Source organism: Cupriavidus taiwanensis, from assembly GCF_900250115.1.
In the GTDB taxonomy this organism is placed as follows: Bacteria; Pseudomonadota; Gammaproteobacteria; order Burkholderiales; family Burkholderiaceae; genus Cupriavidus; species Cupriavidus taiwanensis_B.
This window is the reverse complement of sequence record NZ_LT984803.1, coordinates 1133852-1160634: the sequence shown is the minus strand read 5'-3', so window position 1 is coordinate 1160634 and position 26783 is coordinate 1133852. Positions and strand designations below refer to the sequence as shown.

General features: G+C 69.3%; 23 protein-coding genes. 6 read left to right on the top strand and 17 right to left on the bottom strand.

Features of this window, described 5'->3' with window-relative positions; genetic code table 11:
- Positions 1-86: 86 nt before the first annotated feature.
- The 12 genes from eno to CBM2586_RS05580 all read right to left on the bottom strand — a co-directional run bounded on the left by eno (position 87) and on the right by CBM2586_RS05580 (position 12887).
- Positions 87-1376 carry a phosphopyruvate hydratase gene (gene eno, locus CBM2586_RS05635; protein WP_115662495.1) on the bottom strand — a complete coding sequence of 430 codons (1290 nt, stop codon included), beginning with the start codon at positions 1374-1376 and terminating at the stop codon, positions 87-89.
- A gap of 116 nt (positions 1377-1492) precedes the next feature.
- Entirely contained in the window at positions 1493-1786 is a 294-nt protein-coding gene (locus CBM2586_RS05630) for a DUF1330 domain-containing protein (RefSeq protein WP_115686996.1), read from the bottom strand.
- 88 nt (positions 1787-1874) lie between these two features.
- Positions 1875-2744, bottom strand: coding sequence for a 3-deoxy-8-phosphooctulonate synthase (gene kdsA / locus CBM2586_RS05625; protein WP_111519668.1), 870 nt, complete (start codon positions 2742-2744; stop codon positions 1875-1877).
- A 27-nt stretch (positions 2745-2771) separates the two neighbouring features.
- Positions 2772-4424: a CTP synthase gene (locus CBM2586_RS05620; RefSeq protein ID WP_115662497.1), complete on the bottom strand. Its 1653-nt coding sequence runs from the start codon at positions 4422-4424 to the stop codon at positions 2772-2774.
- Between the two features lie 139 nt (positions 4425-4563).
- Positions 4564-5370, bottom strand: coding sequence for an alpha/beta fold hydrolase (locus tag CBM2586_RS05615; protein WP_115686995.1), 807 nt, complete (start codon positions 5368-5370; stop codon positions 4564-4566).
- A gap of 13 nt (positions 5371-5383) precedes the next feature.
- Complete coding sequence (locus CBM2586_RS05610) at positions 5384-6205, bottom strand: peptidase (protein WP_115662499.1); 822 nt, start codon at positions 6203-6205, stop codon at positions 5384-5386.
- A 114-nt stretch (positions 6206-6319) separates the two neighbouring features.
- Positions 6320-7159 carry a transglutaminase family protein gene (locus CBM2586_RS05605; protein ID WP_115686994.1) on the bottom strand — a complete coding sequence of 280 codons (840 nt, stop codon included), beginning with the start codon at positions 7157-7159 and terminating at the stop codon, positions 6320-6322.
- A 38-nt stretch (positions 7160-7197) separates the two neighbouring features.
- Positions 7198-8178 (bottom strand): alpha-E domain-containing protein, encoded by a 981-nt coding sequence (locus tag CBM2586_RS05600; protein ID WP_115662501.1) that lies wholly within the window; start codon positions 8176-8178, stop codon positions 7198-7200.
- 46 nt (positions 8179-8224) lie between these two features.
- Positions 8225-9700, bottom strand: coding sequence for a circularly permuted type 2 ATP-grasp protein (locus tag CBM2586_RS05595; RefSeq protein WP_115662502.1), 1476 nt, complete (start codon positions 9698-9700; stop codon positions 8225-8227).
- A 354-nt stretch (positions 9701-10054) separates the two neighbouring features.
- Positions 10055-10561 (bottom strand): gluconokinase, encoded by a 507-nt coding sequence (locus CBM2586_RS05590; protein WP_115686993.1) that lies wholly within the window; start codon positions 10559-10561, stop codon positions 10055-10057.
- A 164-nt stretch (positions 10562-10725) separates the two neighbouring features.
- On the bottom strand, positions 10726-12618 hold the full coding sequence (gene edd / locus CBM2586_RS05585; protein WP_115686992.1) for a phosphogluconate dehydratase: 1893 nt from the start codon (positions 12616-12618) through the stop codon (positions 10726-10728).
- 74 nt (positions 12619-12692) lie between these two features.
- Entirely contained in the window at positions 12693-12887 is a 195-nt protein-coding gene (locus CBM2586_RS05580) for a hypothetical protein (protein ID WP_145987391.1), read from the bottom strand.
- On the opposite strand from CBM2586_RS05580, the gene CBM2586_RS05575 reads away from it, so the two are divergent.
- Positions 12886-13839, top strand: coding sequence for a MurR/RpiR family transcriptional regulator (locus CBM2586_RS05575; protein ID WP_115662505.1), 954 nt, complete (start codon positions 12886-12888; stop codon positions 13837-13839). The two genes, CBM2586_RS05580 and CBM2586_RS05575, sit on opposite strands and share 2 nt — an antisense overlap.
- 21 nt (positions 13840-13860) lie before the next feature.
- Here CBM2586_RS05575 and CBM2586_RS05570 read toward each other — a convergent pair whose 3' ends face one another.
- The 4 genes from CBM2586_RS05570 to CBM2586_RS05555 all read right to left on the bottom strand — a co-directional run bounded on the left by CBM2586_RS05570 (position 13861) and on the right by CBM2586_RS05555 (position 19221).
- Positions 13861-16293, bottom strand: coding sequence for a DNA internalization-related competence protein ComEC/Rec2 (locus CBM2586_RS05570; RefSeq protein ID WP_115686991.1), 2433 nt, complete (start codon positions 16291-16293; stop codon positions 13861-13863).
- A gap of 71 nt (positions 16294-16364) precedes the next feature.
- Positions 16365-17225, bottom strand: coding sequence for a TatD family hydrolase (locus CBM2586_RS05565; protein ID WP_115686990.1), 861 nt, complete (start codon positions 17223-17225; stop codon positions 16365-16367).
- A gap of 12 nt (positions 17226-17237) precedes the next feature.
- Entirely contained in the window at positions 17238-17978 is a 741-nt protein-coding gene (gene lolD / locus CBM2586_RS05560) for a lipoprotein-releasing ABC transporter ATP-binding protein LolD (protein WP_115662508.1), read from the bottom strand.
- The gene (locus CBM2586_RS05555; RefSeq protein WP_115662509.1) at positions 17971-19221 is read right to left on the bottom strand and encodes a lipoprotein-releasing ABC transporter permease subunit; all 1251 of its coding nucleotides are present in this window, start codon (positions 19219-19221) and stop codon (positions 17971-17973) included. The genes lolD and CBM2586_RS05555 overlap by 8 nt, the downstream gene beginning before the upstream one ends.
- 146 nt (positions 19222-19367) lie before the next feature.
- On the opposite strand from CBM2586_RS05555, the gene CBM2586_RS05550 reads away from it, so the two are divergent.
- On the top strand, positions 19368-20492 hold the full coding sequence (locus CBM2586_RS05550; protein WP_115662510.1) for a hypothetical protein: 1125 nt from the start codon (positions 19368-19370) through the stop codon (positions 20490-20492).
- A gap of 36 nt (positions 20493-20528) precedes the next feature.
- Positions 20529-22235: a single-stranded-DNA-specific exonuclease RecJ gene (gene recJ, locus CBM2586_RS05545; RefSeq protein WP_115686989.1), complete on the top strand. Its 1707-nt coding sequence runs from the start codon at positions 20529-20531 to the stop codon at positions 22233-22235.
- A gap of 27 nt (positions 22236-22262) precedes the next feature.
- On the opposite strand, the gene CBM2586_RS05540 is transcribed toward recJ, so the two are convergent.
- Positions 22263-22988 (bottom strand): peptidoglycan DD-metalloendopeptidase family protein, encoded by a 726-nt coding sequence (locus tag CBM2586_RS05540; RefSeq protein WP_115662512.1) that lies wholly within the window; start codon positions 22986-22988, stop codon positions 22263-22265.
- A 192-nt stretch (positions 22989-23180) separates the two neighbouring features.
- On the opposite strand from CBM2586_RS05540, the gene prfB reads away from it, so the two are divergent.
- From prfB to lysS, 3 genes are all read left to right on the top strand, one after another.
- A protein-coding gene (gene prfB, locus CBM2586_RS05535) for a peptide chain release factor 2 (protein WP_115662513.1) occupies positions 23181-24285 on the top strand; the annotation gives its coding sequence in 2 pieces (ribosomal slippage) (positions 23181-23261 and positions 23263-24285; 1104 coding nt in all).
- 100 nt (positions 24286-24385) lie between these two features.
- Complete coding sequence (locus CBM2586_RS05530; RefSeq protein WP_115662514.1) at positions 24386-25144, top strand: SDR family oxidoreductase; 759 nt, start codon at positions 24386-24388, stop codon at positions 25142-25144.
- Between the two features lie 48 nt (positions 25145-25192).
- A complete protein-coding gene (gene lysS / locus CBM2586_RS05525) occupies positions 25193-26746 on the top strand; it encodes a lysine--tRNA ligase (RefSeq protein ID WP_115662515.1) in 1554 nt (517 codons plus the stop codon).
- Positions 26747-26783: the final 37 nt, after the last annotated feature.

Genomic DNA, 26783 nt, shown 5'->3' with positions numbered 1-26783 from the left:
AACGGCGGCGGCCGGGTAGTCCCGGCCGCCGCCATGCCATTCGCCCGCAGCCGCTCCCGCTGGCGCGGGAACGACTCGGCAAGCCGTCAGCGCAGGTTGTAGAACGCGCTCTTGCCCGGGTAGCTGGCGATATCGCCCAGGTCTTCCTCGATGCGCAGCAGCTGGTTGTACTTGGCGATGCGGTCCGAGCGCGACAGCGAGCCGGTCTTGATCTGGCCGGCGTTGGTGCCCACGGCGATGTCGGCGATGGTGCTGTCCTCGGTTTCGCCCGAGCGGTGCGAGATCACGGCGGTGTAGCCGGCGCGCTTGGCCATCTCGATGGCGGCGAAGGTCTCGGTCAGGGTGCCGATCTGGTTGATCTTGATCAGGATCGAGTTGCCGATGCCCTTGTCGATGCCTTCCTTCAGGATCTTGGTGTTGGTGACGAACAGGTCGTCGCCGACCAGTTGCACGCGCGTGCCCAGCTTTTCGGTCAGGGTCTTCCAGCCGTCCCAGTCGCCTTCGGCCATGCCGTCCTCGATCGACACGATCGGGAACTTGTCGCACAGGTTGGCCAGGTAATCGGCGAACTGGGTCGAGCTCAGCTTCAGGCCTTCGCCTTCGAGCTGGTACACGCCCTCGGCCTCGTGGTAGAACTCGCTGGCGGCGCAGTCCAGCGCCAGCAGCACGTCTTCACCGGCGCGGTAGCCGGCCTTCTCGATGGCCTGCACCACGGTGTTCAGGCATTCCTCGTTGGAGGAGAAGTTGGGGGCAAAGCCGCCTTCGTCGCCCACCGCGGTGGACATGCCCTTGTCGGCCAGGATCTTCTTCAGCGCATGGAAGATCTCGGCGCCGCAGCGCAGCGCTTCGCGGAAGCTGGTCGCCGACACCGGCATGATCATGAATTCCTGGATGTCCAGGCTGTTGTTGGCATGCGCGCCGCCGTTGACGATGTTCATCATCGGCACCGGCAGCTGCATCGCGCCCGAACCGCCGAAGTAGCGGTACAGCGGCAGGCCGGCTTCTTCGGCGGCGGCCTTGGCCACCGCCATCGACACTGCCAGCATCGCGTTGGCGCCCAGGCGGCTCTTGTTCTCGGTGCCGTCGAGGTCGATCAGGGTGCGGTCCAGGAAGGCCTGCTCGGAGGCATCCAGGCCCATGATGGCTTCGGAGATCTCGGTATTGATATGCTCGACCGCCTTCAGCACGCCCTTGCCCAGGTAGCGGCCCTTGTCGCCGTCGCGCAGCTCGATGGCTTCGCGCGAACCGGTCGACGCGCCCGACGGCACCGCGGCGCGGCCCATCACGCCGGATTCCAGCAGCACGTCGCACTCGACCGTGGGATTGCCGCGCGAGTCGAGAACCTCGCGACCGATGATATCTACGATTGCACTCATGAATTCCTCTCTGACTGTTGATTCTTGCTGCTGCTGATCACTTCAACCTGCGCGCGTGTCAGGCGCGTGTCATGTGCGCAAGCCGCGCGCACGACGCCGGCCAGGCGCCAGCCGGCTCAGGCGGCGCCTTCGACCACGATCATGTTCATCTTCGCCGCATGCTCGCGCGACTTGCGCGCGGCGCGGTAGGCCTCGCCGTCGTGGAAGGCCTTGGCGGCGTCATAGCTCGGGAATTTCAGCACCACCACGCGCGTCGGCGCCCACTCGCCCTCGAGCGGCTCGGTCTTGCCGCCGCGCACCAGCACCTCGGCGCCATGGATCTGCATGGCCTTGCTCGAAAGCACCTTGTATTCCTCGTACTGCTGGGGGTCGGTCACGACGACGTAGGCGATGATAAAGCCCGCGGCCATGGAGAATCTCCCGATTTTTTGTATGGTCTTTCGATATGGTTTGTCACCGCCGGCATCCGCGCGGCGCGGCGGCGACAAGCCAGCTGGCTCAGGCGCAGGCCGGCCAGCCGAAGTTGTCTTCGAGGAAGCCGGCGCGCTTGACCAGCGTGTCGAGTTCCTTGAGCACGGACAGCAGTTCCTTCATGCGCGACAGCGGCACCGCGTTGGGGCCGTCGGACATGGCCTTGCTCGGGTCCGGGTGCGTTTCCATGAACAGGCCGGCGACGCCGGTGGCGACCGCCGCGCGCGACAGCACCGGCACGAACTCGCGCTGGCCGCCCGAGCTGGTGCCCTGGCCGCCGGGCAGCTGCACCGAGTGGGTGGCGTCGAACACCACCGGGGCGCCGGTCTCGCGCATGATCGCCAGCGAGCGCATGTCGGACACGAGGTTGTTGTAGCCGAACGAGACGCCACGTTCGCAGGCCATGAAGACATCGTCGGGCAGGCCGGCTTCGCGCGCGGCATCGCGGGCCTTGTCGATCACGTTCTTCATGTCGTGCGGCGCCAGGAACTGGCCCTTCTTGATATTCACCGGCTTGCCGCTCTGCGCGCAGGCACGGATGAAATCAGTCTGGCGGCACAGGAACGCCGGCGTCTGCAGCACGTCGACCACCGCGGCGACGGGTTTGATCTCGTCGATCTCGTGGATGTCGGTCAGCACCGGCACGCCGATCTCGCGCTTGACGTGGGCCAGGATCTCCAGGCCCTTCTCCATGCCCAGCCCGCGAAACGACTTGCCCGACGAGCGGTTGGCCTTGTCGAACGACGACTTGTAGATGAACGGGATACCGAGCTCGGTGGTGATGGCCTTGAGCTCGCCCGCGGTATCCAGCGCCATCTGCTCGGACTCGATCACGCACGGACCCGCGATCAGGAAGAACGGCTGGTCGAGGCCGGCCTCGAATCCACAGAGTTTCATGACTGTCTCTCCTGCTTGCGCCGGGCCTTACGCGCCCTTGCGCTGCTGACTGGCCAGCGCGGCTTCGACGTAGGCCTTGAACAGCGGATGGCCGTCGCGCGGCGTCGAGGTGAATTCCGGGTGGAACTGCACGCCGACAAACCACGGGTGCATCGACTCCGGCAGCTCCATCATCTCCGGCAGGTTCTCGGTCGGGGTGCGCGCCGAGATCACCATGCCGGCCTTCTCCAGCGTCGGCACGTAGTGGTTGTTGACCTCGTAGCGGTGGCGGTGGCGCTCGTTGACCTCGGCGCCATAGATTGCCGCGGCCTTGGTGCCTTCCTTGACCGGCACGCGCTGCGCGCCCAGGCGCATGGTGCCGCCCAGGTCGGAATCGGCCGAGCGCTGCTCGACCTTGCCTTCGCGGTCGACCCACTCGGTGATCAGCGCGACCACCGGGTGCTCGGTTTCCAGGTTGAACTCGGTCGAGTTGGCGTCGGCCATGCCGGCCAGGTGGCGCGCAAATTCGATCACCGCCAGCTGCATGCCCAGGCAGATGCCCAGGTAGGGGATCTTGTTCTCGCGCGCGTACTGGATCGCGCGGATCTTGCCTTCGGTGCCGCGCTTGCCGAAGCCGCCCGGGACCAGGATCGCGTCGAGCGGCGCCAGCACCTCGAGGTGGCCCGATTCCAGTTCCTCGGAATCGATGTATTCGATGTTGACGCGCGTGGCGGTGTGCATGCCGGCGTGGCGCAGCGCCTCGATCAGCGACTTGTACGACTCGGTCAGGTCGACGTACTTGCCGACCATGCCGATGGTGATTTCATGCTCGGGATTTTCCTGGGCGTTGACCAGCTTCTGCCACATCGACAGGTCGGCCGGGCGCGGGTCCAGGCGAAGTTCCTCGCAGATCAGGCGGTCCAGGCCCTGCTCGTTGAGCATCTGCGGGATCTTGTAGATGCTGTCGGCGTCCCACACCGAGATCACGGCGTCCTGCGGGATATTGGCGAACAGCGAGATCTTGGCGCGCTCGTCGTCCGGGATCGGACGGTCGGCGCGGCATAGCAGCGCGGTCGGCGAGATGCCGATTTCGCGCAGCTTCTGCACCGAGTGCTGGGTCGGCTTGGTCTTCAGCTCGCCGGCGCTGGCAATGAACGGCACCAGCGTCAGGTGCACGAAAGCGCAGTGGTTGCGGCCCATGCGCAGGCTCATCTGGCGCGCGGCTTCCAGGAACGGCAGCGACTCGATGTCACCCACGGTGCCGCCGATTTCCACCAGCGCCACGTCGGCCTTGCCGTCGTGCGACGCGGCCGCGCCCTTCTCGACGAAGGCCTGGATCTCGTTGGTGATATGCGGGATCACCTGCACGGTCTTGCCCAGGTATTCGCCGCGGCGCTCCTTGCGGATCACCGATTCGTAGATCTGGCCGGTGGTGAAGTTGTTCGACTTGCGCATCTTGGCCGAGACGAAACGCTCGTAGTGGCCGAGATCGAGGTCGGTTTCCGCACCGTCTTCCGTGACAAACACCTCGCCATGCTGGAAAGGGCTCATCGTGCCGGGGTCGACGTTGATGTAGGGATCGAGCTTGAGGAGGGTGACTTTGAGGCCGCGCGACTCAAGAATGGCCGCGAGCGAGGCAGCAGCGATGCCCTTGCCAAGAGAAGAGACGACGCCACCGGTGACGAAGACGAATTTGGTCATAAACCGAGCTTGCCGGGGAAATCGGGATTATACATGAGAGCCCGTTCCCCGCCGACCCGGAAATTGTGACAGCAGCCCGGCTCCGGCGCGCCGCGCAGCCTGTTGCCGCCGGGCTGCGGCGCATGCGCCGCACACCGGCTCAGCGCCCCTGCTGGCGCATCGCGCCGATCAGTTCGCGCACCAGTTGCGCGGTCTGCTGCGGCCGTTCCATCGGGTACAGGTGGCCGCCCTCGATGAAGCGCAGGTTGGACCCGACCAGCCGGCGCGTCGCGCCCAGCCCGCACTGCCGCACCTCGCGCGAGCGCGTGCCGGCGACGAAGCCGACCGGCACCGGCGCGCCGCGCGCGACCTTGCGCCCGAGGCTGGTCGGCAACGTGCGGTAGATCCAGTATTCGACCTCGCGGTCGAAGCGCAGCCGGCGCTCGCTGTCCTTGCCGGTGGGTTCGGTGCCGTGGATGGCGTAGTCGCGCAGCACGTCCTGGTCCCACACCGCGAAATTGGGCTTGGCGCGGAAGTGTTCCCACACCGCCTCGGCGTCCGGCCAGTGCGTGCGCCGGTTTTTGGTCACCGCCGCCGGGCCGGGTTTTTCGTCGATGCCAAGCATCTGCGCGGTCTTCAGCAGCGACGCGCGCCAGCCGGCGATGATCGGCGAGTCCAGCATGACCACGCCGCGCACCCGTTCCGGGCGGCGCAGTGCCGCCATCAGCGACAGGAAGCCGCCCAGCGAATGGCCCACCAGCCACACCGGCTGGCGGTATTGGCGGTCGATGTCGCCCAGCAACTCTTCCACCAGGTGCGGCCAGCCGCGCGTCACCGGGAATTCCGGCTTGTGGCCGTAGCGGTCCACGGCGCGGAATTCGAACTCGCCGTCGAGTTCGCCGAACAGCTTGCGGTAAGTCGTCACCGGGAAGCCGTTGGCGTGGGAAAAATGGATGATCTCGCGCATGCCTGTCCGCGCCTCAGTCCGGCTTGCGCGGATGCACGCGCCTGGCCCGCACCGGCTGGGCCCAGCGGTCGGCCTCGCCGGAGCGCGCCAGCGAGAACTCCGCGGGCGCGGCCGGATCCCACTCGGGGTTATGGATCTCGCCGAAGACCTGGCGCAGGCGATGGCCCCAGGTGTCGCGGATCATGCGGAAATAGGCATTGCGCTCGTCGATATTGACAAAGCGCGTCACCTGCAGCGAATCCGCCTCGTAGACCAGCAGGTCCAGGGGCAGGCCCACCGAGATATTCGACTTCAGCGTCGAGTCCATCGAGATCAGCGCGCATTTGGCGCCTTCCGCCAGCGGCAGCGACGGATGCACGACGCGGTCGACGATGGGCTTGCCGTACTTGGCCTCGCCGATCTGGAAGTAGCAGTTCTCGGGCGTGGCCTCGACGAAATTGCCGGCCGCGTAGATGTTGAACAGCCGGGCCCGCTCGCCGCGTACCTGGCCGCCGAAGATCAGGCTGACATTGAATTCGATGCCGGCGTCGCGCAGCGCGTGCGCATCACGCCGGTGCACCTGGCGCACCGCATCGCCAACGATCGAGGCGGCCTCGAACATGTCGCGCGCGGTCCACAGCGAGCGTTTCTCGTCATGGTCCTCGATCAGGATCTGGCGCACCGACTGGCTGATCGCGAGGTTGCCGGCGGTCATCAGCACCATTACCCGGTCGCCGGGCTCCTCGAACACGGTCATCTTGCGCGCGGTCGAGATGGCGTCTACCCCGGCATTGGTGCGGGAGTCGGACAGGAATACCAGGCCGGCATCCAGCCGCATGGCTACACAATACGTCATGGTTTGTCTTGGTGTTCTTGGTGGCGGCCGGCCCGGGCCGGCAGTGGCCTGCATCACTCCGGATTCTAGCGCCCGTGCACCGCAACCGCGCTACGTCTGGAAGCAAGCACCTAATCAGGTCGAAAGTGGCGTTATGATTACATTGACTTCCAGCGTTTCGCCGGCGCCGCCGTCCAGGATGCCCCGCACTGGTGCCGCTGACGCGTAATCGCGCCCTACCGCCAGCCGGATATGGCGCTCGTCGGTCAGGCAGCCATGGGTGATGTCGATGCTGCACCAGATTTCGCCGGCCGGGTCCAGGCACACGTCGGCCCAGGCATGGCTGGCCAGTTCGGTGGCGGCCGGGTCGTAGAAATATCCGCTGACATAGCGCGCCGGAATGCCCAGTGCCCGGCACGCCGCCACCATCACCTGCGCCTGGTCCTGGCACACCCCGCTGCCCAGCGCGAAGGCCTCCGCCGCCGAGGTGCCGACATCGGTGGTATTGGGCTTGTAGCGCACGCGCTCGCCGATGCCGCGCGCCAGCGCCAGCAGCGCATCGATGTCGTGCCCGGCCGCCAGGAACGGCGCGGCAAACGCCCGCATCGGCGCCGGCGCCGTGGTCAGCGGCGTGCTGCCGAGGAAGTACAGCGGTGATACCCGCGCTTCGCCATCCGGCGGCGCGTCGCAGAAAGCATGGTGCCCGTCGCGGTCGAGGTCACCATGGGGCGGCAGCACCTCGACCTCGCCGCTGGCTTCGATGGCGATGGTGCTGGCGGGCCCGGCCACGGTGAAGTTGTGCACGATGTTGCCGAAGCCGTCGCGCGCCGCCGACGGGTTGCCCGGCGCCGACAGCTGCCAGTGGCTCACGGTCTGCAGCGGGCCCGAGCGCGGCTCGAGCCGCACTTCGTGCACGCTGCGCCGCACCGGTTCGGCGTAGCGGTAGACGGTATGGTGGTGGATCTTGTATTTCACGGTATCAGGGCGCGGCGGGGGCGGCCGGCGGCCCGGGCTCAGGCCGCCTGCAGCGGCACCAGGAAGTCCCGGCTGATGCCGTTGCCGAGGTCGCCGATGCGCTCGAGGAAGCTGGTCAGGTACGCGTGCAGGCCAACGGCAAAGATATCGTCGATGCGCGCGTACTTCAGGTCGGCATGGAGTTTACCAGCCTGCCGCTCGGTTTCCGCCGAATGCTGGTTGCGCACCGTATGCAGGATCGCCACCACCTCGTCCATGCTCGACACCAGCGAACGCGGCATGTCCGGTCGCAGGACCAGCAGCTCGGCCACGCGCTGCGGCGTGATGACCGCGCGGTAGACCTTGCGGTAGACCTCGAAGCCCGACACCGAGCGCAGGATCGCCGCCCAGTGGTAGAAATCGTTGTGGGCGCCCTGCTCGGGGTCGGCCTCGGCCTGCTCCCCCTCTGCGCCTTCCGCGCCGGACGACGCCTGGAACTTGACGTCGAGGATGCGCGCGGTATTGTCGGCGCGCTCCAGGAAGGTGCCCAGGCGCATGAAGTGGAAGGCATCGTCCTTGAGCATGGTGCCGAACTGCACCCCGCGCGCCAGGTGCGAGCGGAACTTGACCCATTCGAAGAAGCGCGCCGGGTCTTCCTTCAGCACGCCGTCGGCAATCAGGCGCTGCACCTCCAGCCAGGTGGTGTTGACGGTTTCCCAGACCTCGGTGGTCAGCGAGCCGCGCACCGCGCGCGCGTTCTCGCGCGCCGCGCGCAGGCAGCTCATGATCGACGAGGCATTGGTCATGTCGCGGACCATGAAGTCGATCACGTCATCGCGCGACAGCAGCCCGTACTTGTGGTCGAAGACCTCGGTCAGCTCCGAGATATCGAGCATGGCCCACCATCCCTGCTCTGCCACTTCGGCCGATTGCGGCAGCAGCGAGGTCTGGTAGTTGACGTCGAGCATGCGCGCGGTGTTCTCCGCGCGCTCGGTGTAGCGGGCCATCCAGAACAGGTGGTCGGCGGTGCGGCTCAGCATGTGGATTCTCCCGGGTTGGCGGCGGTCGTCATGGCCGGCATCGCGTTCATCGTTCCAGCACCCAGGTGTCCTTGGTGCCGCCGCCTTGCGAGGAATTCACCACCAGCGACCCCTCGCGCAGCGCCACGCGCGTCAGCCCGCCCGGCACCATGCGCACCTCCTTGCCCGACAGCACGAACGGGCGCAGGTCGATATGGCGCGGGGCGATGCCGGCCTCGACATAGGTCGGGCAGGTCGACAGTGCCAGCGTGGGCTGCGCGATGTACTGCTCGGGCCTGGCCCTGACCACCTCGCGGAAGGCATCGATCTCGGCGCGCGTCGCGGCCGGGCCGACCAGCATGCCGTAGCCGCCGGCGCCGTGGGTTTCCTTGACCACCAGTTCGGCCATATGGTCCAGCACGTACTGCAGGTCGTCGGCGCGCCGGCACATGTAGGTCGGCACGTTGCTGAGGATGGCCTCTTCACCGAGGTAGAAGCGGATCATGTCCGGCACATACGGATAGATCGACTTGTCGTCGGCGACGCCGGTGCCGATGGCATTGCAGATGGTCACGTTGCCGGCGCGGTAGACCGACAGCAGCCCCGCGGCGCCGAGCGCGGAATCGGGACGGAACGCGAGCGGGTCGAGGAAGTCATCGTCGACGCGCCGGTAGATCACGTCGATGCGCTGCGGGCCCTGCGTGGTGCGCATGAACAGGTGGTTGTCCTCGACGAAGAGGTCGCTGCCCTCGACCAGCTCGACCCCCATCTGCTGCGCCAGGAAGGCGTGCTCGAAATACGCCGAGTTATACATGCCCGGCGTCAGCACCACCACGGTGGGATCGGCGATGGCCTGCGGCGAGACCCCGCGCAGCATGTCGAGCAGCAGGTCGGGATAGTGCGCCACCGGCGCCACGCGGTTGCGCGCGAACAGGTCCGGGAACAGGCGCATCATCATCTTGCGGTTCTCGAGCATGTACGACACGCCCGACGGCACGCGCAGGTTGTCTTCCAGCACGTAGAACTCGCCCTCGCCGGCACGCACCACATCGATGCCGGCGACATGCGCATAGACGTCGTGCGGCACGCTGACGCCGAGCATCTCGGGCCGGTACTGGGCGTTGTTGTAGATCTGGTCGGGCGGGATCACGCCGGCGCGGATGATGTCCTGGCCGTGGTAGATGTCATGGATGAAGCGGTTCAGCGCGGCCACGCGCTGGCGCAGGCCTTTTTCCAGCAGCGCCCATTCGCCCGCCGGGAAAATGCGCGGGACCACGTCGAACGGAATGGTGCGCTCGGTGCCGCTGTTGGCCTCGTCCTTGTCGCCGTAGACGGCAAAGGTGATGCCCACGCGCCGGAACACCAGGTCGGCCTCCGCGCGCTTGTTGGCCATGGTGCTTTCGGACTGGCGCGCCAGCCATTCGGCGAAATGCCGGTAGTGCGGGCGGACCGCCGCGTCAGGCAAGGCCAGTCCCGCGTGGATCAGCGCCGGCGCATTGTGCTCGCGCCAGTCAAGCATCTCGTCGAAATACCGCGCCGCCATGATGGCCGCTCCTCCATGTCGCGGGCGCCGGCGCTGCGGCGCGCGTTCGCGCCGTTGTCGGCCGCCCTGGTTGCCCGGGCTGTCTTGCCCTGCCGCGCGGCCGCGCCGGCTGGCGCAAGCCGCGGTGATGCCGTCGAGTCACTGGCCCTTCCAGCATACCCGTGCCGGCGAAAGCCGCAAGGTGGCCCGGCGGGCGGCTCATGCCGCCACACCGGCACCGAAGCCGATCTAGCAAGATGCCTGCCAGCGCATGCAAAAACGGCCGCCGGCGTGGCCGGTGGCCGTGGTTGCGATCCATGGAAAAAGGGAAGCCCGCCCCCGACCATGCCCCTCCGTGGGCACGGTGGCGGCTGGTCAGCGCGCCCCGCCGGCGCCCTGCCGCGCGCTGGCCTGCAGGATGGTGTCCACCAGCGCCTCGGGTGGCTGGCGGATGTCGAGCGCCAGCGCGTCGCCCGGTTCTTCCAGGGTATCGAACTGGCTCTGCAGCAGCTCGGGGTTGAAGAAATGCTCGGTGCGCGCCGACAGGCGCTGGCCGATCAGTGCCGCATCTCCTTTCATGAACACGAAAGTCACGCCGCCATCCGGCGGGGTGAGCCGGTCGCGGTAGGCCTGGCGCAGCGCCGAGCAGGTGAACACATGGGTGCGGCCCTCGGCCCGGGCCGTGTCGATGGCCGCGCGCATCGCGGCCAGCCAGGGCCAGCGGTCTTCGTCGGTCAGCGGGATGCCGGCGTGCATCTTGGCCTTGTTGGCATCGCTGTGGAAGTCGTCGGCGTCGTGGAAGCCGCAGCCCAGCCGCTGCGCCAGCAACTGGCCGACCGTGGTCTTGCCGCTGCCTGAAACGCCCATCAGGATATAGATCATGTCTGCTCCGTCGGTCTTGGTATCGGATGGTGGTGCCATCCTTGTCGGTTGCCTGCCTGTCCGGGTCGGTCCGGCTGAACGCGGTTGCGGCCGATCCCAGGGACGTCGCGGGGCGCTGTGGTCCCCGCGGGAAACTTCACGATAAAAATCGGCCTCTGGCCCGGCTATTGTGCGACGGATCGCAACGCGGCGGTATCGCCGTCGGCGCCCGCGGCTGCGGCATCCAGCTCCGACAGGTCGAGTGCGCTGCCACCCTCTTCCGCGATCCGTGCGTGGCGCCGGAACAGGCCGAACAGGCCGCGCCCCAGGCTGAACTGCGCGAACGGATCGGCCGGCACGCGTGCCGGCGCGCGCGCCGCGAATCCGGCCTCGTCGCCGAGCCATTGCAGCGTGCCGGCGACGGCGTCGACCCGGATGCGGTCGCCGTCGCGCACACGCGCCAGCGCGCCGCCCGCCAGCGCCTCGGGGCCGACGTGGATCACCGCCGGCACCTTGCCGGAGGCGCCGGACATGCGCCCGTCGGTCACCAGCGCCACCTTGTGGCCGGCATCCTGCAGCGCGCCCAGCACCGGGGTCAGCCGGTGCAGTTCGGGCATGCCGTTGGCATTCGGCCCCTGGAAACGCACCACCGCGACCAGGTCGCCGCCCAGCTCGCCCGCATCGAACGCGGCCTGCAGCGCCTCCTGCGAATCGAACACCCGCACCCGGGCTTCGACCACGCGGTGCTCAGGCGCCACCGCCGAGACCTTGATCACGCCGCGGCCCAGGTTGCCCTGCATCAGCCGCAGGCCGCCCTCGGCGGAGAACGGCGCGGCGGCGGTCGCCAGCACCTGCGGGTCGCCGGTCTGTGCGGCGCCGTCGCGCCAGCGCAGCACGCCGTCCGTCATCACCGGTTCCTGCGCGTAACGGGCCAGGCCCGGACCGGCCACGGTCTGCACGTCCTGGTGCAGCAGCCCGGCCTGCAGCAGCTCGCGGATCACGAAGCCGGCGCCCCCGGCGGCATGGAAGTGGTTCACATCGGCCGAGCCATTGGGATAGACCCGCGCCAGCAGCGGCGTGATGCGCGACAGCAGGTCAAAGTCGTTCCAGTCGATGACGATGCCGGCGGCGCGCGCCATCGCCACCAGATGGATGGTGTGGTTGGTCGACCCGCCGGTGGCCAGCAGGCCGACCATGGCATTGGCGATGGCGCGTTCGTCGACGATGCGCGCCAGCGGCAGGTAGCTGTCGCCGCGCGCGCGCAGCGCGATCGCGCGCTGCGCCGCCGCGGCCGTCAGCGCATCGCGCAGGCCGCTGTCGGGATGGACGAAGGCCGCGCCCGGCAGGTGCAGGCCCATGATCTCCATCAGGAACTGGTTGCTGTTGGCGGTGCCGTAGAAGGTACAGGTGCCGGCGCCGTGATAGGCCTGGCATTCGGCTTCCAGCAGCGCATCGCGCCCGACCTGGCCGGTGGCGTAGAGCTGGCGTACGCGCGCCTTTTCCTTGTTGGGCAGCCCGCTGGCCATCGGACCCGCAGGGACGAACACCATCGGCAGGTGGCCGAACTGCAGCGCGCCCATCAGCAGGCCCGGCACGATCTTGTCGCACACGCCCAGCATCAGCGCCGCATCGAAGGTGTTGTGCGACAGCGCCACCGCGGTGCCCATGGCAATCGCATCGCGCGAGAACAGCGACAGCTCCATGCCGGCGTTGCCCTGCGTGATGCCGTCGCACATCGCCGGCACGCCGCCCGCCACCTGCGCCACCGCGCCGACCGCGCGCGCGGCCTCGCGGATCACCGCGGGATAGCGCTCATAGGGCTGGTGCGCCGACAGCATGTCGTTGTACGCGGTGACGATGCCAAGGTTGGGCGCATGCTCGACGCGCAGCTTCAGCTTGTCGCTGGCCGGCAGCGCGGCAAAGCCGTGCGCCAGGTTGGCGCACGACATGCCGCGCAGCGGGCCCAGCTCCGCCTGCGCACGCTCGCAGCGGGCAAGGTAGGCGGCACGGCTGGCGCGGCTGCGCGCAACGATGCGGTCGGTAACGGCCTGAAGCTCGGCATGGACGGCGGAAGGCATGGCGTGACGGTCCTTGGGGGCGGATTGAGGCATGGCGGTCCGGCGCCGTTACGGCGCCGTCGCCTGTAGATTTTCTACAGATCGGGCGCCATTATACCCAGCGTCCGCCCGCCGTCGATCCGGCCGTGCAGCAAAATCTCGCGGAAAATTCCAAAATCAGGACAAACCCCAAGCGCCAGCCTCGCCGTATTTCGGGCAAGATGCGGCGCCAGCCGATGTAGAATCTCTACATCTTTCCTTTCCACGCCGATACCGCCGCCTGCCGCCATGCGCGACCGCATCCTTGCCGTCTACGACACCCTTCGTCCTTCAGAACGCCGCCTGGCCGACTATGTCGCCCGCCACGGGGCTGCCGTGATCCGGCTGTCGATGCCGGAACTGGCCGAGCGCGCCGGCGTGTCGCAGCCCACCATCGCACGCTTCTGCGCGGCGCTGGGCTACGACGGCTTCCGCGAATTCAAGCTGCAGTTCGCGCAGAACGTCGGCGGCGGCACACCCTTCGTGCACCAGGATGTCGCCGCCGACGACCGCCCGGCGGACATCGCCGGCAAGGTGTTCGACCGCACCATTGCCACGCTGATGAGCGTGCGCAACGCCCTGTCGGCCGACCAGATCGAGCATGGCATCCGGCTGCTCGCCGGCGCGCGGCGCATCGAGTTCTATGGCTGCGGCAACTCCGGCATTGTCGCGCTCGACCTGCAGCACAAGTTCTTCCGCCTGGGCGTGCCGACCGTCGCCTATGCCGACCCGCACGTGTTCAGCATGTCGGCGGCGCTGCTGGCCCCGGGCGACGTGGCCGTGCTGGTCTCCAACAGCGGCCGCACCTGGGACATGCTGACCGCCGCCACGCTGGCGCGCAGCAGCGGCGCCAGCGTGCTGGCGCTGACCCACAGCGGCTCGCCGCTGGCCCGGCTGGCCGATGTCTGCGTGTTCTCCGACGTCGAGGAGGACAGCGAGGTCTACACCCCGATGACCTCGCGCATCAGCCACCTGGTGCTCGGCGACGTGCTCGCGGCCGGCGTCGCGCTGGCGCGCGCGGACACCGTCGCGCCGCGCCTGCAGCGCGCCAAGGCGCATCTGCGCGAGCGGCGCATCGCCGGTGCCGAGCCGGCGCCGGCACGGAGCCGGGGCCGCGCCGCGGCGGCCGAGCCCGCCACCGCTGCTACGCCTGCCAGGCCTGCAGCGCCCGCGGCGCGCCCCAGCCGCCGCAAGGCCGGTTGACCGCCCGCGCGCCGCCCCGCCTTAGCGGGGCGCCGGTGGCCGTTCCCGCCAGTAGCGCGGCTCCGCCTGCCGGAACATCGACAGCGTGTAACCCGCGCGCGCCGTGTCCAAGGTCACCGCGCCGGTTTCGTCGGTGCGATAGCGCAGGATGCCAGCGCGGCCGAAACGCTCCCAGACTGCTGCGCCAGGATGGCGATAGCGGTTGCCATAGCCAAGCTGGAACACCGCGGCCGCGGGCCCGACCGCCTCGATCCAGTCCGCGCCGGACGACGTGCCGCTGCCGTGATGCGCCACCACCAGCACATCGGCGCGCAAGGCTCCGGCCGGCAGGCGCCCGATCAAGTCACGCTCCTGCACCAGTCCGATATCACCGGTCAGCAGCAGGCTGTGCGCAGCCGTCTCCACGCGCAGCACGCAACTGCGCGCATTGCTCGGGATGGCGTCCCGCTGGGACTGCTCGGGCGGGGGATGCAGCACGGTAAAGCGCACACCGTCCCACTCCCACTGCTGCCCTGCCGCGCAAGGCGGCCATTGCGCCGGGCTGGCCCGAGGCTGCCGGCTGGCCAGCAGCGGGTGGCCGGCGGGCGCACCGGTGCTGCGCGCCACGACCGCCACCGTCCCGACAATGTCCGCCACGCCGCCGGCATGATCGATGTCTTCATGGCTGACCATCAGGTGGTCGAGCCGGGTCACCCCCTCGGCGCGCAACAGCGGCACCACCACCTGCGCGCCCGCGCTGGACCCGGTGGCATAGCCCGGCCCGGTGTCGTACAGCAGTGCGTGCGAGCGCGTGCGCACCAGCACCGCCGTACCCTGCCCGACGTCGAACATCACCGCGCGGAACTGGCCGTCGGCAACCGGCGGGCCGCGCGCCACCAGCATCGGCAGCATCAGCAGCCCGCCATGCCGGCGCAAGCGCGCCGAAGCCACTGGCGCCACCAGCACGGCCGCGCCGAGCGCCGCCAGCAGCAGCGCCACCGGCCCCGCGCCAGCGGCCTCCCACATCGCCCAGGGCAGCATGGCGAACCATTCCAGCACGGCAGCCAGCACCACCATCGCCAAAGGGGCGACCGCCATGACCGGCGCCGCGAGCCACAGTGGCAACGCGGCGCCCAGCAGCGCCAGCGGCGTGACCAGCAGGCTGACCACGGGGATTGCCACCGCATTGGCAAGCGGCGACACCACCGAAACCTGGCCGAACAGCAGCAGCGTCAGCGGCACCAGCCCGATGGTCACGGCCCATTGGGTGCGCGCGCCCGCGACAAGCGTGGCCCGCAGCCGTTGCCAGCGCGCTGCGAGCGCGGCCTCGCGTCCCGGCCGGGCAGCAAGGAAGATCACCGCGACGGCACCGAAGGACAGCCAGAAACCGGGCAGCATCACCGCCCACGGATCCAGCAGCAGCGCCACCAGCGCCGCCCACGCCAGCACGATCGACGCCGGCGGCGCGCGTGCCCCCCACACCGCAATCGCCGCGACGCAGAGCATGGCGACGGTGCGCAGGGCGGGGATCTGCATGCCGGCCAGCACGCCGTAGCCCAGCGCGGTGGCCACCGCCATCACCAGCGCGGCTTGCCGGGCCGGCAGCCACAATGGCAGCCGCCGGCGCAGGCAGCGGCCGCAGCCGAACGAGTGGCGCCACAACAGTCCGGCAAGCGACGCCGCCATGCCGGCCACCATGGTGATATGCAGTCCCGAAATGGCGACCAGGTGGCTGACGCCCGTGCGCCGGAACAGCTGCCAGTCTTCCGTCTCGATGCCGCGCTGGTCGCCGATCACCAGCGCCACCAGCACCGCGCCATAGCGCGCCCCGGGCGGCAGCGCGGCGCGCAGGTGGTCGCGCACCGCGGCACGCCAGGCTTCGACGCGCCAGGCCAGCCGCTCGGGGGCGGCTTCCTGCGGCGGACCCTGCGCGCGGCGCACGTAGCCGGTCGCGCCATAGCCCTGCGCCAGCAGCCAGTAGGCGTAATCGAAGCCGGACGGATTGGCGAGCCCGCGCGGGCGCCGCAGGCGCAGCGTCAGCGAAAAGCGTTGTCCCGGGCTAAGCTCAGGCGGCGCATCGCGCCAGTTGAGGATGACCCGGCGCGGCAGCGGCAGCTCCGGCCCCGCGCACTGCTCGACGGTGAACGCGAAACGTGTGCCGGCGGCGGTTTGGGTGGGCAGCCCCGAGACCACCCCGCGCACGTCCAGGTCGCGCGCTTCCAGCGCCACGGGCAGCCATTGGTGCAGGCGCAGCTCGGCGCGCCAGGCGGCCCAGCAGAACGCAATGGCGAAGGCCAGCGCCGCCAGCGCCAGGCCTTGCAGCATCGCAGGCAGGCGCCTGCCCCACAGGGCCATGCCGATGGCGCTCAAGGCCAGCAGCGCGGCGGCCAGCCGCAGCCCGTGCGGCTGCGGCAGCGTCGACTGCTGCTGCAGGGCCCAGCACCCGGACACGAATGCCACCACGAAGCGACGCACGGCACCTCCTCCGTTGATCTTGTATCCCCGGAGTTGTACCCGCGCGCAGCCGCGGCAAGCTTGTCAGCTTGTCAAGAAGGCGTGGAAGTTGTGTGACCGCCGGCCAGTGGCGGCGCCATGGTGTCGGCGAACGCCGCCAGGCGCGGCAGCGCCGCCACGGCATTGCGCCAGGTCGCCTGCGCCAGCGTCTGCAAGTCGATGCCGCGCAGTTCCGCCATCACGCGCGCCACGCCCGCCACCTCCGCCGGCGTGTTGCGCGCCTTGTGCTGTTCCCCGAACTGGTCGTCCGCGAGCCAGGCCGGCGCGATGTCCGGCGCATCGGTTTCCAGAACCAGCGCCTCCAGCGGCAGCTCCGTCGCCAGCCGGCGGATCTGGCGCGCGCGGCTGAAGGTGAGATTGCCGCCGAAGCCCAGCTTCAGGCCCTGCTCGACGAAACGCCGCGCCTGTTCGTGGCTGCCGTTGAAGGCATGGGCGATGCCGCGCTTCACGCCCAGCTTGCGCAGCTGCGCGCCGACCTGGTCCTGCGACTTGCGCACGTGCAGCAGCACCGGCAGGTCGAACTCGCGCGCGAGCTTCAGTTGCTCGACGTAGAGCCAGGTCTGGTGGTCGGGGTCCAGCCCGGCGACGAAGAAGTCGAGCCCGATCTCGCCGATGCCGACGAAGCGCGGGTCGCCCATGCTGGCGGCCACCTGGCGCCGCAGCGTGTCCAGCTCGGGCTGGCCCGCGCCGGGCGAGCACAGCGGATGGATGCCGAGTGCGTAGACGCAGCGCGCATCGCGCTGCGCCAGCGCGCGCACGGTGTCGAAGTTCCACGCGGCCACCGCCGGCACCACGATGCCACGCACGCCGGCGGCCTCGGCCGCGTCGGTGACCTGCTCGCGGTCCGCGTCGAACTCGCCGGCGTCGAGGTGGCAATGGGTGTCGATCCACATGGCCGCGCCGCTTCAGCGTTCCTGGTGCAGGTGGCCGTCGCGCAGCCGCAGCACGCGGTCGCAGCGGCCGGCCAGGTCGAGGTCGTGGGTGACGATGACGAAGCTGGTGCCGAGCGTGCGCGACAGTTCCAGCATCAGGTCATAGACGCCGCCGGCGGTGTGGTCGTCGAGATTGCCGGTGGGCTCGTCGGCCAGCACGCAGGCCGGCTGGCCCACCAGCGCGCGCGCGATGGCGACGCGCTGGCGCTCGCCGCCCGACAACTCGCCCGGCCGGTGCCGCGAGCGCCCGCCCAGCCCGACGCGCTCCAGCATTGCCTGCGCGGTCTCGCGCGCGGCATGCTGGGTCAGCCCGCGGATGCGCAGCGGCATCGCCACGTTGTCGAGCGCGGTGAATTCCGGCAGCAGGTGGTGGAACTGGTAGACAAAGCCCAGCGAGCGGTTGCGCACCACGTTGCGCTCGCGCTCGCGCAGCGCCGTGAAGGGCTTGCCGAGCAGCGCGACGCGGCCGGAATCGGGCTCGTCGAGCCCGCCCAGCACATGCAGCAGCGTGCTCTTGCCCGAACCCGAGGCGCCCACGATGGCCACCTTTTCGCCGGCATTGACGCGCACGTCGACGCCACGCAGCACGTCGACGTCGAGCTCGCCCTGGCGGAAGCGCTTGGTCAGGCCCTCGGCCACCAGCACCGGCGCACCGGTGCGCGGCAGGCCCGGCGCGGATGTGGAGGTATCGGCTTGCAGCACGGCTTCACTCATAGCGCAGCGCCTCCGCCGGGTTGACGCGGGCGGCGCGCCAGCTGGGATAGAGCGTGGCCAGCGTGGCCAGCACGAAAGAGATGATGCCGATGGTGGCGATATCGTTCACGCGGGGATCGGAAGGCAGTTGGCTGATGAAATAGATGTCGCGCGGCAGGAACTGCACGTGCAGCAGCCGCTCGATGAAGGGCACGATCACGTCGATATTGGTGGCGATCAGCGTGCCGCCGGCCACCCCCAGCAGCGTGCCGATAAAGCCGATGGCCACGCCCTGCACAATGAAGATCTTCATGATCGAGCCCGGCTGCGCGCCCATGGTGCGCAGGATGGCGATATCGGCCTGCTTGTCGGTGACGGTCATCACCAGCGTCGACACCAGGTTGAACGCGGCCACCGCGATGATCAGGGTCAGGATGATGAACATCATGCGCTTCTCGGTCTGCACCGCGGCAAACCAGTTGCGGTTCTGCTTCGACCAGTCGCGCAGGTAAAGCTCGCCGGACATGGTGCCGGCCAGTTCCTGCGCCACCAGCGGCGCGCGCTGCATGTCCTGCAGCTTCAGGCGCACCCCGGTGGGGCCGCTCAGGCGGAACAGGGTCTCGGCGTCCTGCAGGTTGACCAGCGCCAGCGCGCTGTCGAACTCGAAGTGGCCGGACGAAAACACGCCCACCACGGTGAACTGCTTGAGCCGCGGCAGCACGCCCGCCGGCGTGATGGTGCCCTGCGGCGCCAGCAGCGTGACCTTGTCGCCGACCTGGACGCCCATGGCATTGGCCAGCTCGTTGCCCAGCGCGATGCCGAAGCTGCCCGGCACCAGCGCCGCCATGCTGCCGGCGCGGAACTGGCTGCCGATCTCGGACACTTTGGGTTCCTGCGACGGCTCCACGCCGCGCAGCAGCACGCCGCGCACGGCATCGTCGCGGGTCAGCATGGCCTGCGCCGCCACGTAGGGCGCGGCGCCGACCACTTCCTTGTTCTGCAGCGCCTCGGCCGCGGTCTTCTGCCAGTCCGGCAGCGCCGACGGGCCGATCACCTCGATATGCGCCAGCACCGACAGCATGCGGTCGCGCACTTCCTTCTGGAACCCGTTCATCACCGACAGCACCACGATCAGCGCGGCCACGCCCAGTGCGATGCCCAGCATCGAGATCATCGAGATAAACGAAATGAAGGTGTTGCGGCTGGCGCGCTTGCTTGCGCGGGTGTATCGCCAGCCGATCTGCCACTCGTAGGGAAATTTCAAGAGGATTCCTGTTGTTTCGGGATAGCGCCAGTGCCCTTCGGGGCGCCGCCGGCGGCACGCTCGCCAAGGGAGGGCGGCGCCACGGTCACGCCGCGGCAGCGTCCGGGACTGGCGCGAGCCAGCCGGGAGTTTACAATCTCGCCACCATGATGACGCACCTGACCCTGATTGTGCCCTTTTCCGTCCCGCCCGGCGCCGGCGACGACGGCCGCGACGACGTCGTCCCCGGCGCGCTGCTGCGGCAATTGGAGCTGCCGGCGCTCGGAAAGTTGCTGACCCGGGCCGCCCCCGGCCCGCGCGAGCGGCACGACGAACCTTTCCTGCGCAGCCTGCCGCAGGAACGCTGGCTGGCCGGCAAGGCCGGACTGGACACGGTGCGGGTGCCGCTGGCGCCCTATATGCGGCTGGCCGACAGCGGCGGCGCGGCCGCCGGCACTCCCGCGGGCAGCGCCGCCGACGGCCAGTCCTGGGCCTGCCTGCAGCCGGTGCACATCCATGCCGCGCGCGATCACCTGGTGCTGATGCCGCCGGGCCAGCTCGGCCTGCGCCAGCAGGAAGCGAGCGCGCTGCGCGAGGCCATCGACGCGCTGCTGCAGGAGTCCGGCATCGCGCTGGAGACGCCCTGCCCGCAGCGCTGGTACCTGCCCGAAGCCGTGTTCGGCCCGCTCGAGGCGACCACGCCGCTGCGCGCGGCGGGCCGCAATATCGACATCTGGATGCAGGCCGGCGCGCGCGCGCGCGACTGGCGCCGGCTGCAGAACGAAATCCAGATGACGTGGTTCGACCACCGCGTCAACCAGGCGCGCGAGGCCGCCGGCGAGGTGCCGGTCAATTCGGTCTGGCTGTACGGCGGCGGCGCGCTGCAGCCGGTGCCGCAACTGGCCGGCACGGTGCTGAGCAACGACCCGTTCCTGAGCGGCCTGGCGCTGGCCGCCGGCAGCCGCGTGCTGCCGGCGCCGGCAGGGCTGGCCGGCGCGGCCGCGCTCGAGGGCTCGGTGCTGGCCATGCTCGACAGCGCCACCGAGGCGCATATCGCCGAAGACTGGGGGCTGTGGCTGGACCGCATGCACGCGCTCGATGCCGACTGGTTCGGCCCGGCGCTGGAAGCGCTGGCGGCCGGCAATATCGGCGCCATCACGCTGGTGCTGGGCGGCGAGAACCACTTTGCCGAGTTCACCGTGCGGCGCGCCGACCTGCGCAAGTTCTGGCGCGGCATGGGGCAGCGCGGCGACTGGCGCGCGCTGCTGTCCGACCTCGCCCTCGCCGCCTGAAGTTATCGCCCCCGACACCCCACTGCCGCCCCGCCCATGACCCGGATCGCCATCCGCCAATATTCCCCTGAACACGCCAGCGCGCTGGCGGCCACCGGCCTGCACCCGACGCTGGCGCGCATCCTGGCCGCGCGCGGCGTGGCCCGCACCACCGAACTGGCCACCGATCTGCCCGAACTGGTGCCGCCCGCGGCCATGAAGGGCATCGGCCACGCCGCGGCCTACCTGGCCGACGCCATCGCCGCCGGCAAGCGCCTGCTGATCGTCGCCGACTATGACTGCGACGGCGCCACCGCCTGCGCGGTGGGCGTGCGCGGGCTGCGCATGCTGGGCGCGCGGGTCGAGTACATCGTGCCCAACCGCTTCGAGTACGGCTACGGCCTGACCCCGGAGATCGTCGCGCTGGCGGCCAGGCAGAATCCGGACGTGATCGTCACGGTCGACAATGGCATCGCCAGCGTCGACGGCGTCGCTGCGGCCAATGCGCTGGGCATCGACGTGGTGGTGACCGACCACCACCTGCCGGGCTCGGAACTGCCGCAGGCCGCGGTGATCGTCAACCCGAACCAGCCGGGCTGCGAATTCCCCAGCAAGAACCTGGCAGGCGTGGGCGTGATGTTCTACGTGCTGCTGGCGCTGCGCGCCGAGCTGCGCCGGCGCGGCGTGTACACCCAGCAGACCCAGCCGCCGCTGCAGACCCTGCTGGACCTGGTGGCGCTGGGCACCGTGGCCGACGTGGTCAAGCTGGACACCAACAACCGCATCCTGGTGGCGCAGGGCCTGCGCCGCATGCGCGCCGGCCGCATGCAGCCCGGCGTGGCCGCGCTGTTCCGCGCCGCCGGCCGCGAGGCCGCGCGCGCCAATACCTTCGACCTGGGCTTCGGCCTCGGGCCGCGGCTGAACGCGGCCGGCCGGCTGGCCGACATGTCGCTGGGCATCGAATGCCTGCTCACCGACGATGCCAGCCGCGCCTGGGAAATCGCCCAGGAGCTGGACAGCATGAACCGCGAGCGGCGCGACATCGAGGCCGGCATGCAGCAGGAGGCGCTGCGCATCCTGGAGCAGCCCATGGCCGGGCTCGCCGGCGCCGACGCGTCGGCGCGCTATACCGTGAGCGTGTTCAACGATACCTGGCACCAGGGCGTGATCGGCATCGTGGCGTCGCGGCTGAAGGACAGGTTCCACCGCCCCACCATCACCTTCGCGCCGGGCGACGAGACCACGGTCAAGGGCTCGGGCCGCTCGATCCCGGGCTTCCACCTGCGCGATGCGCTCGACCTGGTGTCCAAGCGCCATCCCGGCATGCTCCTCAAGTTCGGCGGCCACGCCATGGCGGCGGGGCTGACCGTGCGCGCCGAGCGCTTTGCCGAATTCCAGGAAGCGTTCGAGGCGGTCGGGCGCGAGTGGCTGACCGACGACCAGCTGGCACGCGTGATCGAGACCGACGGCGATATCGAGGACCAGTGCTTCAGCCCGGAGTTCGTCACCCTGCTGGAGCAGCAGGTGTGGGGCCAGGGCTTTCCGGCGCCGACCTTCTGCGGCGAATTCGAGGTGCTGCGCCAGAGCGTGCTCAAGGGCAAGCACCTCAAGCTGCAGCTGGGGCGCGGCAGCCAGCGCTTCGACGCGATCTGGTTCAACCATGCCGACTCGCTCGGCGCCAGCGCGCAGGTGGCCTACCGGCTCGACAACAACACCTTCAACGGCGTTACCCGCGTGCAACTGGTGATCGAGCACGCGCAGTAGCGTGCCCGGGGGCGCGGCGCGCCCCGCTCAGCCGCGCGACGGCAGGTAGCTGGCCGGATTCACCGGCTTGCCGTTGCCGCGCACCTCGAAGTGCAGCTCGCTCGGGCTCGCGCCCATGCGGCCCACGTCCTGCCCCGCCGACACCTGCGCGCCCTCGCTGACCAGCGGCTGGTCGAGGTTGCCATAGACGGTGAGCCAGTCGTCGTTGTGCTTGACGATCACCAGCATCCCATAGCCGCGCAGGTTGCCGACATGGATGGCGCGGCCGGCGGCGGCGGCGCGCACCGTGCCGTTGGCCGGCACGGCGATGCTCAGGCCCTTGCTGGCGGGCGGCGCAAAGCCGGCCGTGACGCGGCCGTCGGCCGGCCATTGCAGGCTGATGCTGCTGGCCGGCGGCCGCGATGCCGCGGCGCCGTCGACCCGCGGCGTATCGGTCACGGCCTGGCCGGTGCCGCTCGACGCCGTGGCGCCACTGGCCGCGGCGCCGGGCGGCCGCACCCGGATCAATTGCCCCACCTCGATCTGGCCCGGGCTGGTGATGTCGCTGTTCCAGCGGCTCAGGTCGCGCACGCTGCGGCGGTGCTTGCGCGCGATCGAATACAGCGTGTCGCCGCGCTCGACGCGGTAGTAGCCGTCCGGCACGGGCCCGCCCGTGGTGCCGCAGGCGGCCGTGAGCGCCGCCGTCGCGGCCGCCAGCAGCAGGCCCAGCGCGCGGCGCCGGCCTGGCTCGATGTCATGTCTGGTTTTCGTCATGCGTCCCTGTTCTTGGTCTGTGCCGGGGGCGGCTTGCGACCCGTATTATCGCCGCGTGCGCCGGCCGGCACCGCGGGATAGACCGCGCCGGCGCAGTTCCGTTCGGTTCGCGGCCGCGCCGCTGCGCCCGCGAAGCCCCGATCTGCCGTGCCGATCCGCTATAATTCGAGGTTTTCGAAGCGCAGGAACATCATGGAAGCAGAACGCCTCAACGCCATCTCCGGTGCCATCTCCGATCTCCGTTCCCGGACGGAAGATCTACGGGGGTATCTTTGACTACGATGTCAAAGTAGGAAGGCTGGACGAAGTCAACGGCCTGCTGGAAGACCCCGACGTCTGGAACAACCCCAAGCGGGCCCAGGACCTAGGCAAGGAAAAGAAGATGCTCGAGGGCGTGGTCGGCGTCCTGGGCAAGCTCACCGATGACCTCGTCGGTGCCGAAGAGCTGTTCGAGCTCGCCCGGGAAGAAGGCGACGACGACACCCTCGAGTCGATCGAGACCGACGTCAAGGGCTTCGAGGCGGTGGTGGCGGACATGGAATTCCGCCGCATGTTCGCCGGCGAGATGGACCAGGCCAACGCCTTTATCGACATCCAGGCCGGCGCCGGCGGCACCGAAGCGTGCGACTGGGCCTCGATGCTGCTGCGCCAGTACCTGAAGTACTGCGAGCGCAAGGGCTTCAAGGCCGAGGTGCTGGAAGAGTCCGAAGGCGACGTGGCCGGCATCAAGAGCGCGACCATCAAGATCGAGGGCGAATACGCCTTTGGCTACCTGCGCACCGAAACCGGCGTGCACCGCCTGGTGCGCAAGTCGCCGTTCGATTCGTCGGGCGGGCGCCATACCTCGTTCTCGTCGGTGTTCGTCTATCCCGAGGTGGACGATTCGTTCGAGGTCGAGATCAACCCGGCGGACTTGCGCGTGGATACCTACCGCGCGTCGGGCGCGGGCGGCCAGCACATCAACAAGACCGATTCGGCCGTGCGCATCACGCACATTCCGACCGGGATCGTGGTGCAGTGCCAGAACGACCGCTCGCAGCACCGCAACCGCGCCGAAGCCATGTCGATGCTGAAGTCGCGCCTGTACGAGCACGAGATGCGCAAGCGCCAGGCCGAGGCCGACAAGCTCGAGGCCGGCAAGACCGACGTGGGCTGGGGCCACCAGATCCGCTCCTACGTGCTGGACCAGAGCCGCATCAAGGACCTGCGCACCAACGTGGAGATGTCCAACACCCAGAAGGTGCTGGACGGCGACCTGGACCCGTTCATCGAGGCCAGCCTCAAGCAGGGACTCTGAGACCGTACCCGCCGCCGGCCGGCGGCGGCACAGCAACCCATCCATCGCTGTACCGCCGCCCGCGCCATGCCGGCACGACGGCCTTTCCGACCGGGGCACCATGAGCGAAGCCAATCACCTGTACATCATCACCGGCGCCTCGCGCGGGCTGGGCGCGGCACTGACCAACGCCCTGCTGGTGCCGGGCAACCGCCTGATCTGCGTTGCGCGCAGCCGCAACACCGAACTGGAACGCATCGCCACGCTCAGCGGCGTGCCGGTGGCCTGGCACCTGCAGGACCTGGCGCAGGCCGGCCCCGCGGCGACCTGGCTGGCCAGCGTGCTCGACACGCTCGACCTGCCGCCGACCAGCGCCACGCTGATCCTGAACGCCGGCGTGGTCGAGCCGATCGGGCCGGTCGCGGCGCTGCAGGAAAAGACGCTGGTGCCGCACCTGCTGACCAACCTGGCCGCGCCGATGACCATGACCGCGGCGTTCCTGGAGCGCACCGAGAAGTTCGGCTGCCCGCGCAAGGTGCTGGCGATCTCCTCCGGCGCGGCACGGCGCCCGATCGAAGGCTGGAGCGCTTACTGCGCCGGCAAGGCGGGGCTCGACATGTTCATGCGCTCGGTCAACGCCGAGTACGCCCAGGCCGGGGCGCCGCGCACCGTGCGCGCGGTGGCGCTGGCGCCGGGCGTGATCGATACCGGCATGCAGGCCACCATCCGCGATGCCGATTTTGCCCAGGTGCAGCGCTTCCGCGAGCTCAAGGCCAACCAGCAGCTCGCCTCAGCCGAGGAAACCGCCGGCCGCATCGTCGCCTACCTGCACCGCCCGGATTTCGGCAGCACCGAGCTGGACGATCTCCGCAACTACTGAAGCCATACTGAACCCGCACGCCATCCGGCGCGCGACCGACACGACATCATGACCGAACCGAACCGCGCCCAGGCCCAGGCGCAGAACAAGGCCGCCGCCGACACGCCCGCCGTCGACGAAAACAAGATCATTGCGGAGCGGCGCGAAAAACTGGCGGCGCTGCGCCAGCAAGGCGTGGCCTTCCCCAACGATTTCCGCCCCACCCACCAGGCCGCCGCGCTGCATGCGCAATATGGCGAGACCGACCAGGCCGCGCTCGAAGCCAGCCCGGTCGAGGTCGCCATCGCCGGCCGCATGATGCTCAAGCGCGTGATGGGCAAGGCCAGCTTCGCCACGGTGCAGGACGGCAGCGGCCAGATCCAGTTCTACATCACCCGCGACAAGGTCGGCGAAGAGGTCTACGCCGCCTTCAAGCACTGGGACCTGGGCGACATCATCAGCGCCCGCGGCGAACTGTTCCGCACCAACAAGGGCGAGCTGTCGGTGCAGGTGCGCGAGCTGCGCCTGCTGTCCAAGTCGCTGCGCCCGCTGCCGGACAAGTTCCACGGCCTGGCCGACCAGGAAATGAAGTACCGCCAGCGCTATGTCGACCTGATCGTGTCGCCGGAGACGCGCAACACCTTCCGCGCGCGCACCGACGCGATCTCGTCGCTGCGCCGCCATATGGCCGATGCCGGCTTCATGGAGGTGGAAACGCCGATGCTGCACCCGATCCCGGGCGGCGCCGCGGCCAAGCCCTTCATCACGCACCACAACGCGCTGGACATGCAGATGTTCCTGCGCATCGCGCCTGAGCTGTACCTGAAGCGCCTGATCGTCGGCGGCTTCGAGCGCGTGTTCGAGATCAACCGCAACTTCCGCAACGAGGGGGTGAGCCCGCGCCACAACCCCGAGTTCACCATGATGGAGTTCTACGCGGCGTACACCGACTACCGCTGGCTGATGGACTTCACCGAGGACCTGATCCGCAAGGCCGCGATCGACGCGCGCGGCAGCGCCGTGCTGACCTACCAGGAGCGCGAGCTCGACCTGTCGAAGCCGTTCCACCGCCTGACCATCTGCCAGGCGATCCAGAAGTTCGCGCCGCAGTACACCGACGCGCAGCTGGCCGATGCCGAGTTCCTGCGCACCGAGCTGAAGAAGTTCGGCGTCAACACCAATGCGCCGCAGTTCCTCAACGCCGGACTGGGCACACTGCAACTGGTGCTGTTCGAGGAAACCGCCGAAAGCCAGCTGTGGGAGCCGACCTTTATCGTCGACTATCCGGTCGAGGTCTCCCCGCTGGCGCGCGCCTCGGACATGGTACCGGGCATCACCGAGCGCTTCGAGCTGTTCATCACCGGCCGCGAGATCGCCAACGGCTTCTCGGAGCTGAATGATGCCGAGGACCAGGCCGACCGCTTCCGCAAGCAGGTCGAGCAGAAGGACGCCGGCGACGAGGAAGCGATGTACTTCGACGCCGACTATATCCGCGCGCTGGAATACGGCATGCCGCCCACGGGCGGCTGCGGCATCGGCATCGACCGGCTGGTGATGCTGCTGACGGACAGCCCGAATATCCGCGACGTGATCCTGTTCCCGCACCTGCGGCGGGAAGACTGATCGGAGCTGTTGCTACCCTAGCGCCTTGTGGTACCGG

Coding starts and splice junctions, on each gene's coding strand:
- eno (WP_115662495.1), bottom strand. CDS start 1,376: ATGAGTGCAATCGTAGATATCATCGGTCGCGAGGTTCTCGACTCGCGC.
- CBM2586_RS05630 (WP_115686996.1), bottom strand. CDS start 1,786: ATGGCCGCGGGCTTTATCATCGCCTACGTCGTCGTGACCGACCCCCAG.
- kdsA (WP_111519668.1), bottom strand. CDS start 2,744: ATGAAACTCTGTGGATTCGAGGCCGGCCTCGACCAGCCGTTCTTCCTG.
- CBM2586_RS05620 (WP_115662497.1), bottom strand. CDS start 4,424: ATGACCAAATTCGTCTTCGTCACCGGTGGCGTCGTCTCTTCTCTTGGC.
- CBM2586_RS05615 (WP_115686995.1), bottom strand. CDS start 5,370: ATGCGCGAGATCATCCATTTTTCCCACGCCAACGGCTTCCCGGTGACG.
- CBM2586_RS05610 (WP_115662499.1), bottom strand. CDS start 6,205: ATGACGTATTGTGTAGCCATGCGGCTGGATGCCGGCCTGGTATTCCTG.
- CBM2586_RS05600 (WP_115662501.1), bottom strand. CDS start 8,178: ATGCTGAGCCGCACCGCCGACCACCTGTTCTGGATGGCCCGCTACACC.
- CBM2586_RS05595 (WP_115662502.1), bottom strand. CDS start 9,700: ATGGCGGCGCGGTATTTCGACGAGATGCTTGACTGGCGCGAGCACAAT.
- CBM2586_RS05590 (WP_115686993.1), bottom strand. CDS start 10,561: ATGATCTATATCCTGATGGGCGTTTCAGGCAGCGGCAAGACCACGGTC.
- edd (WP_115686992.1), bottom strand. CDS start 12,618: ATGCCTTCCGCCGTCCATGCCGAGCTTCAGGCCGTTACCGACCGCATC.
- CBM2586_RS05575 (WP_115662505.1), top strand. CDS start 12,886: ATGCGCGACCGCATCCTTGCCGTCTACGACACCCTTCGTCCTTCAGAA.
- CBM2586_RS05580 (WP_145987391.1), bottom strand. CDS start 12,887: ATGGCGGCAGGCGGCGGTATCGGCGTGGAAAGGAAAGATGTAGAGATT.
- CBM2586_RS05565 (WP_115686990.1), bottom strand. CDS start 17,225: ATGTGGATCGACACCCATTGCCACCTCGACGCCGGCGAGTTCGACGCG.
- lolD (WP_115662508.1), bottom strand. CDS start 17,978: ATGAGTGAAGCCGTGCTGCAAGCCGATACCTCCACATCCGCGCCGGGC.
- CBM2586_RS05550 (WP_115662510.1), top strand. CDS start 19,368: ATGATGACGCACCTGACCCTGATTGTGCCCTTTTCCGTCCCGCCCGGC.
- recJ (WP_115686989.1), top strand. CDS start 20,529: ATGACCCGGATCGCCATCCGCCAATATTCCCCTGAACACGCCAGCGCG.
- CBM2586_RS05540 (WP_115662512.1), bottom strand. CDS start 22,988: ATGACGAAAACCAGACATGACATCGAGCCAGGCCGGCGCCGCGCGCTG.
- CBM2586_RS05530 (WP_115662514.1), top strand. CDS start 24,386: ATGAGCGAAGCCAATCACCTGTACATCATCACCGGCGCCTCGCGCGGG.
- lysS (WP_115662515.1), top strand. CDS start 25,193: ATGACCGAACCGAACCGCGCCCAGGCCCAGGCGCAGAACAAGGCCGCC.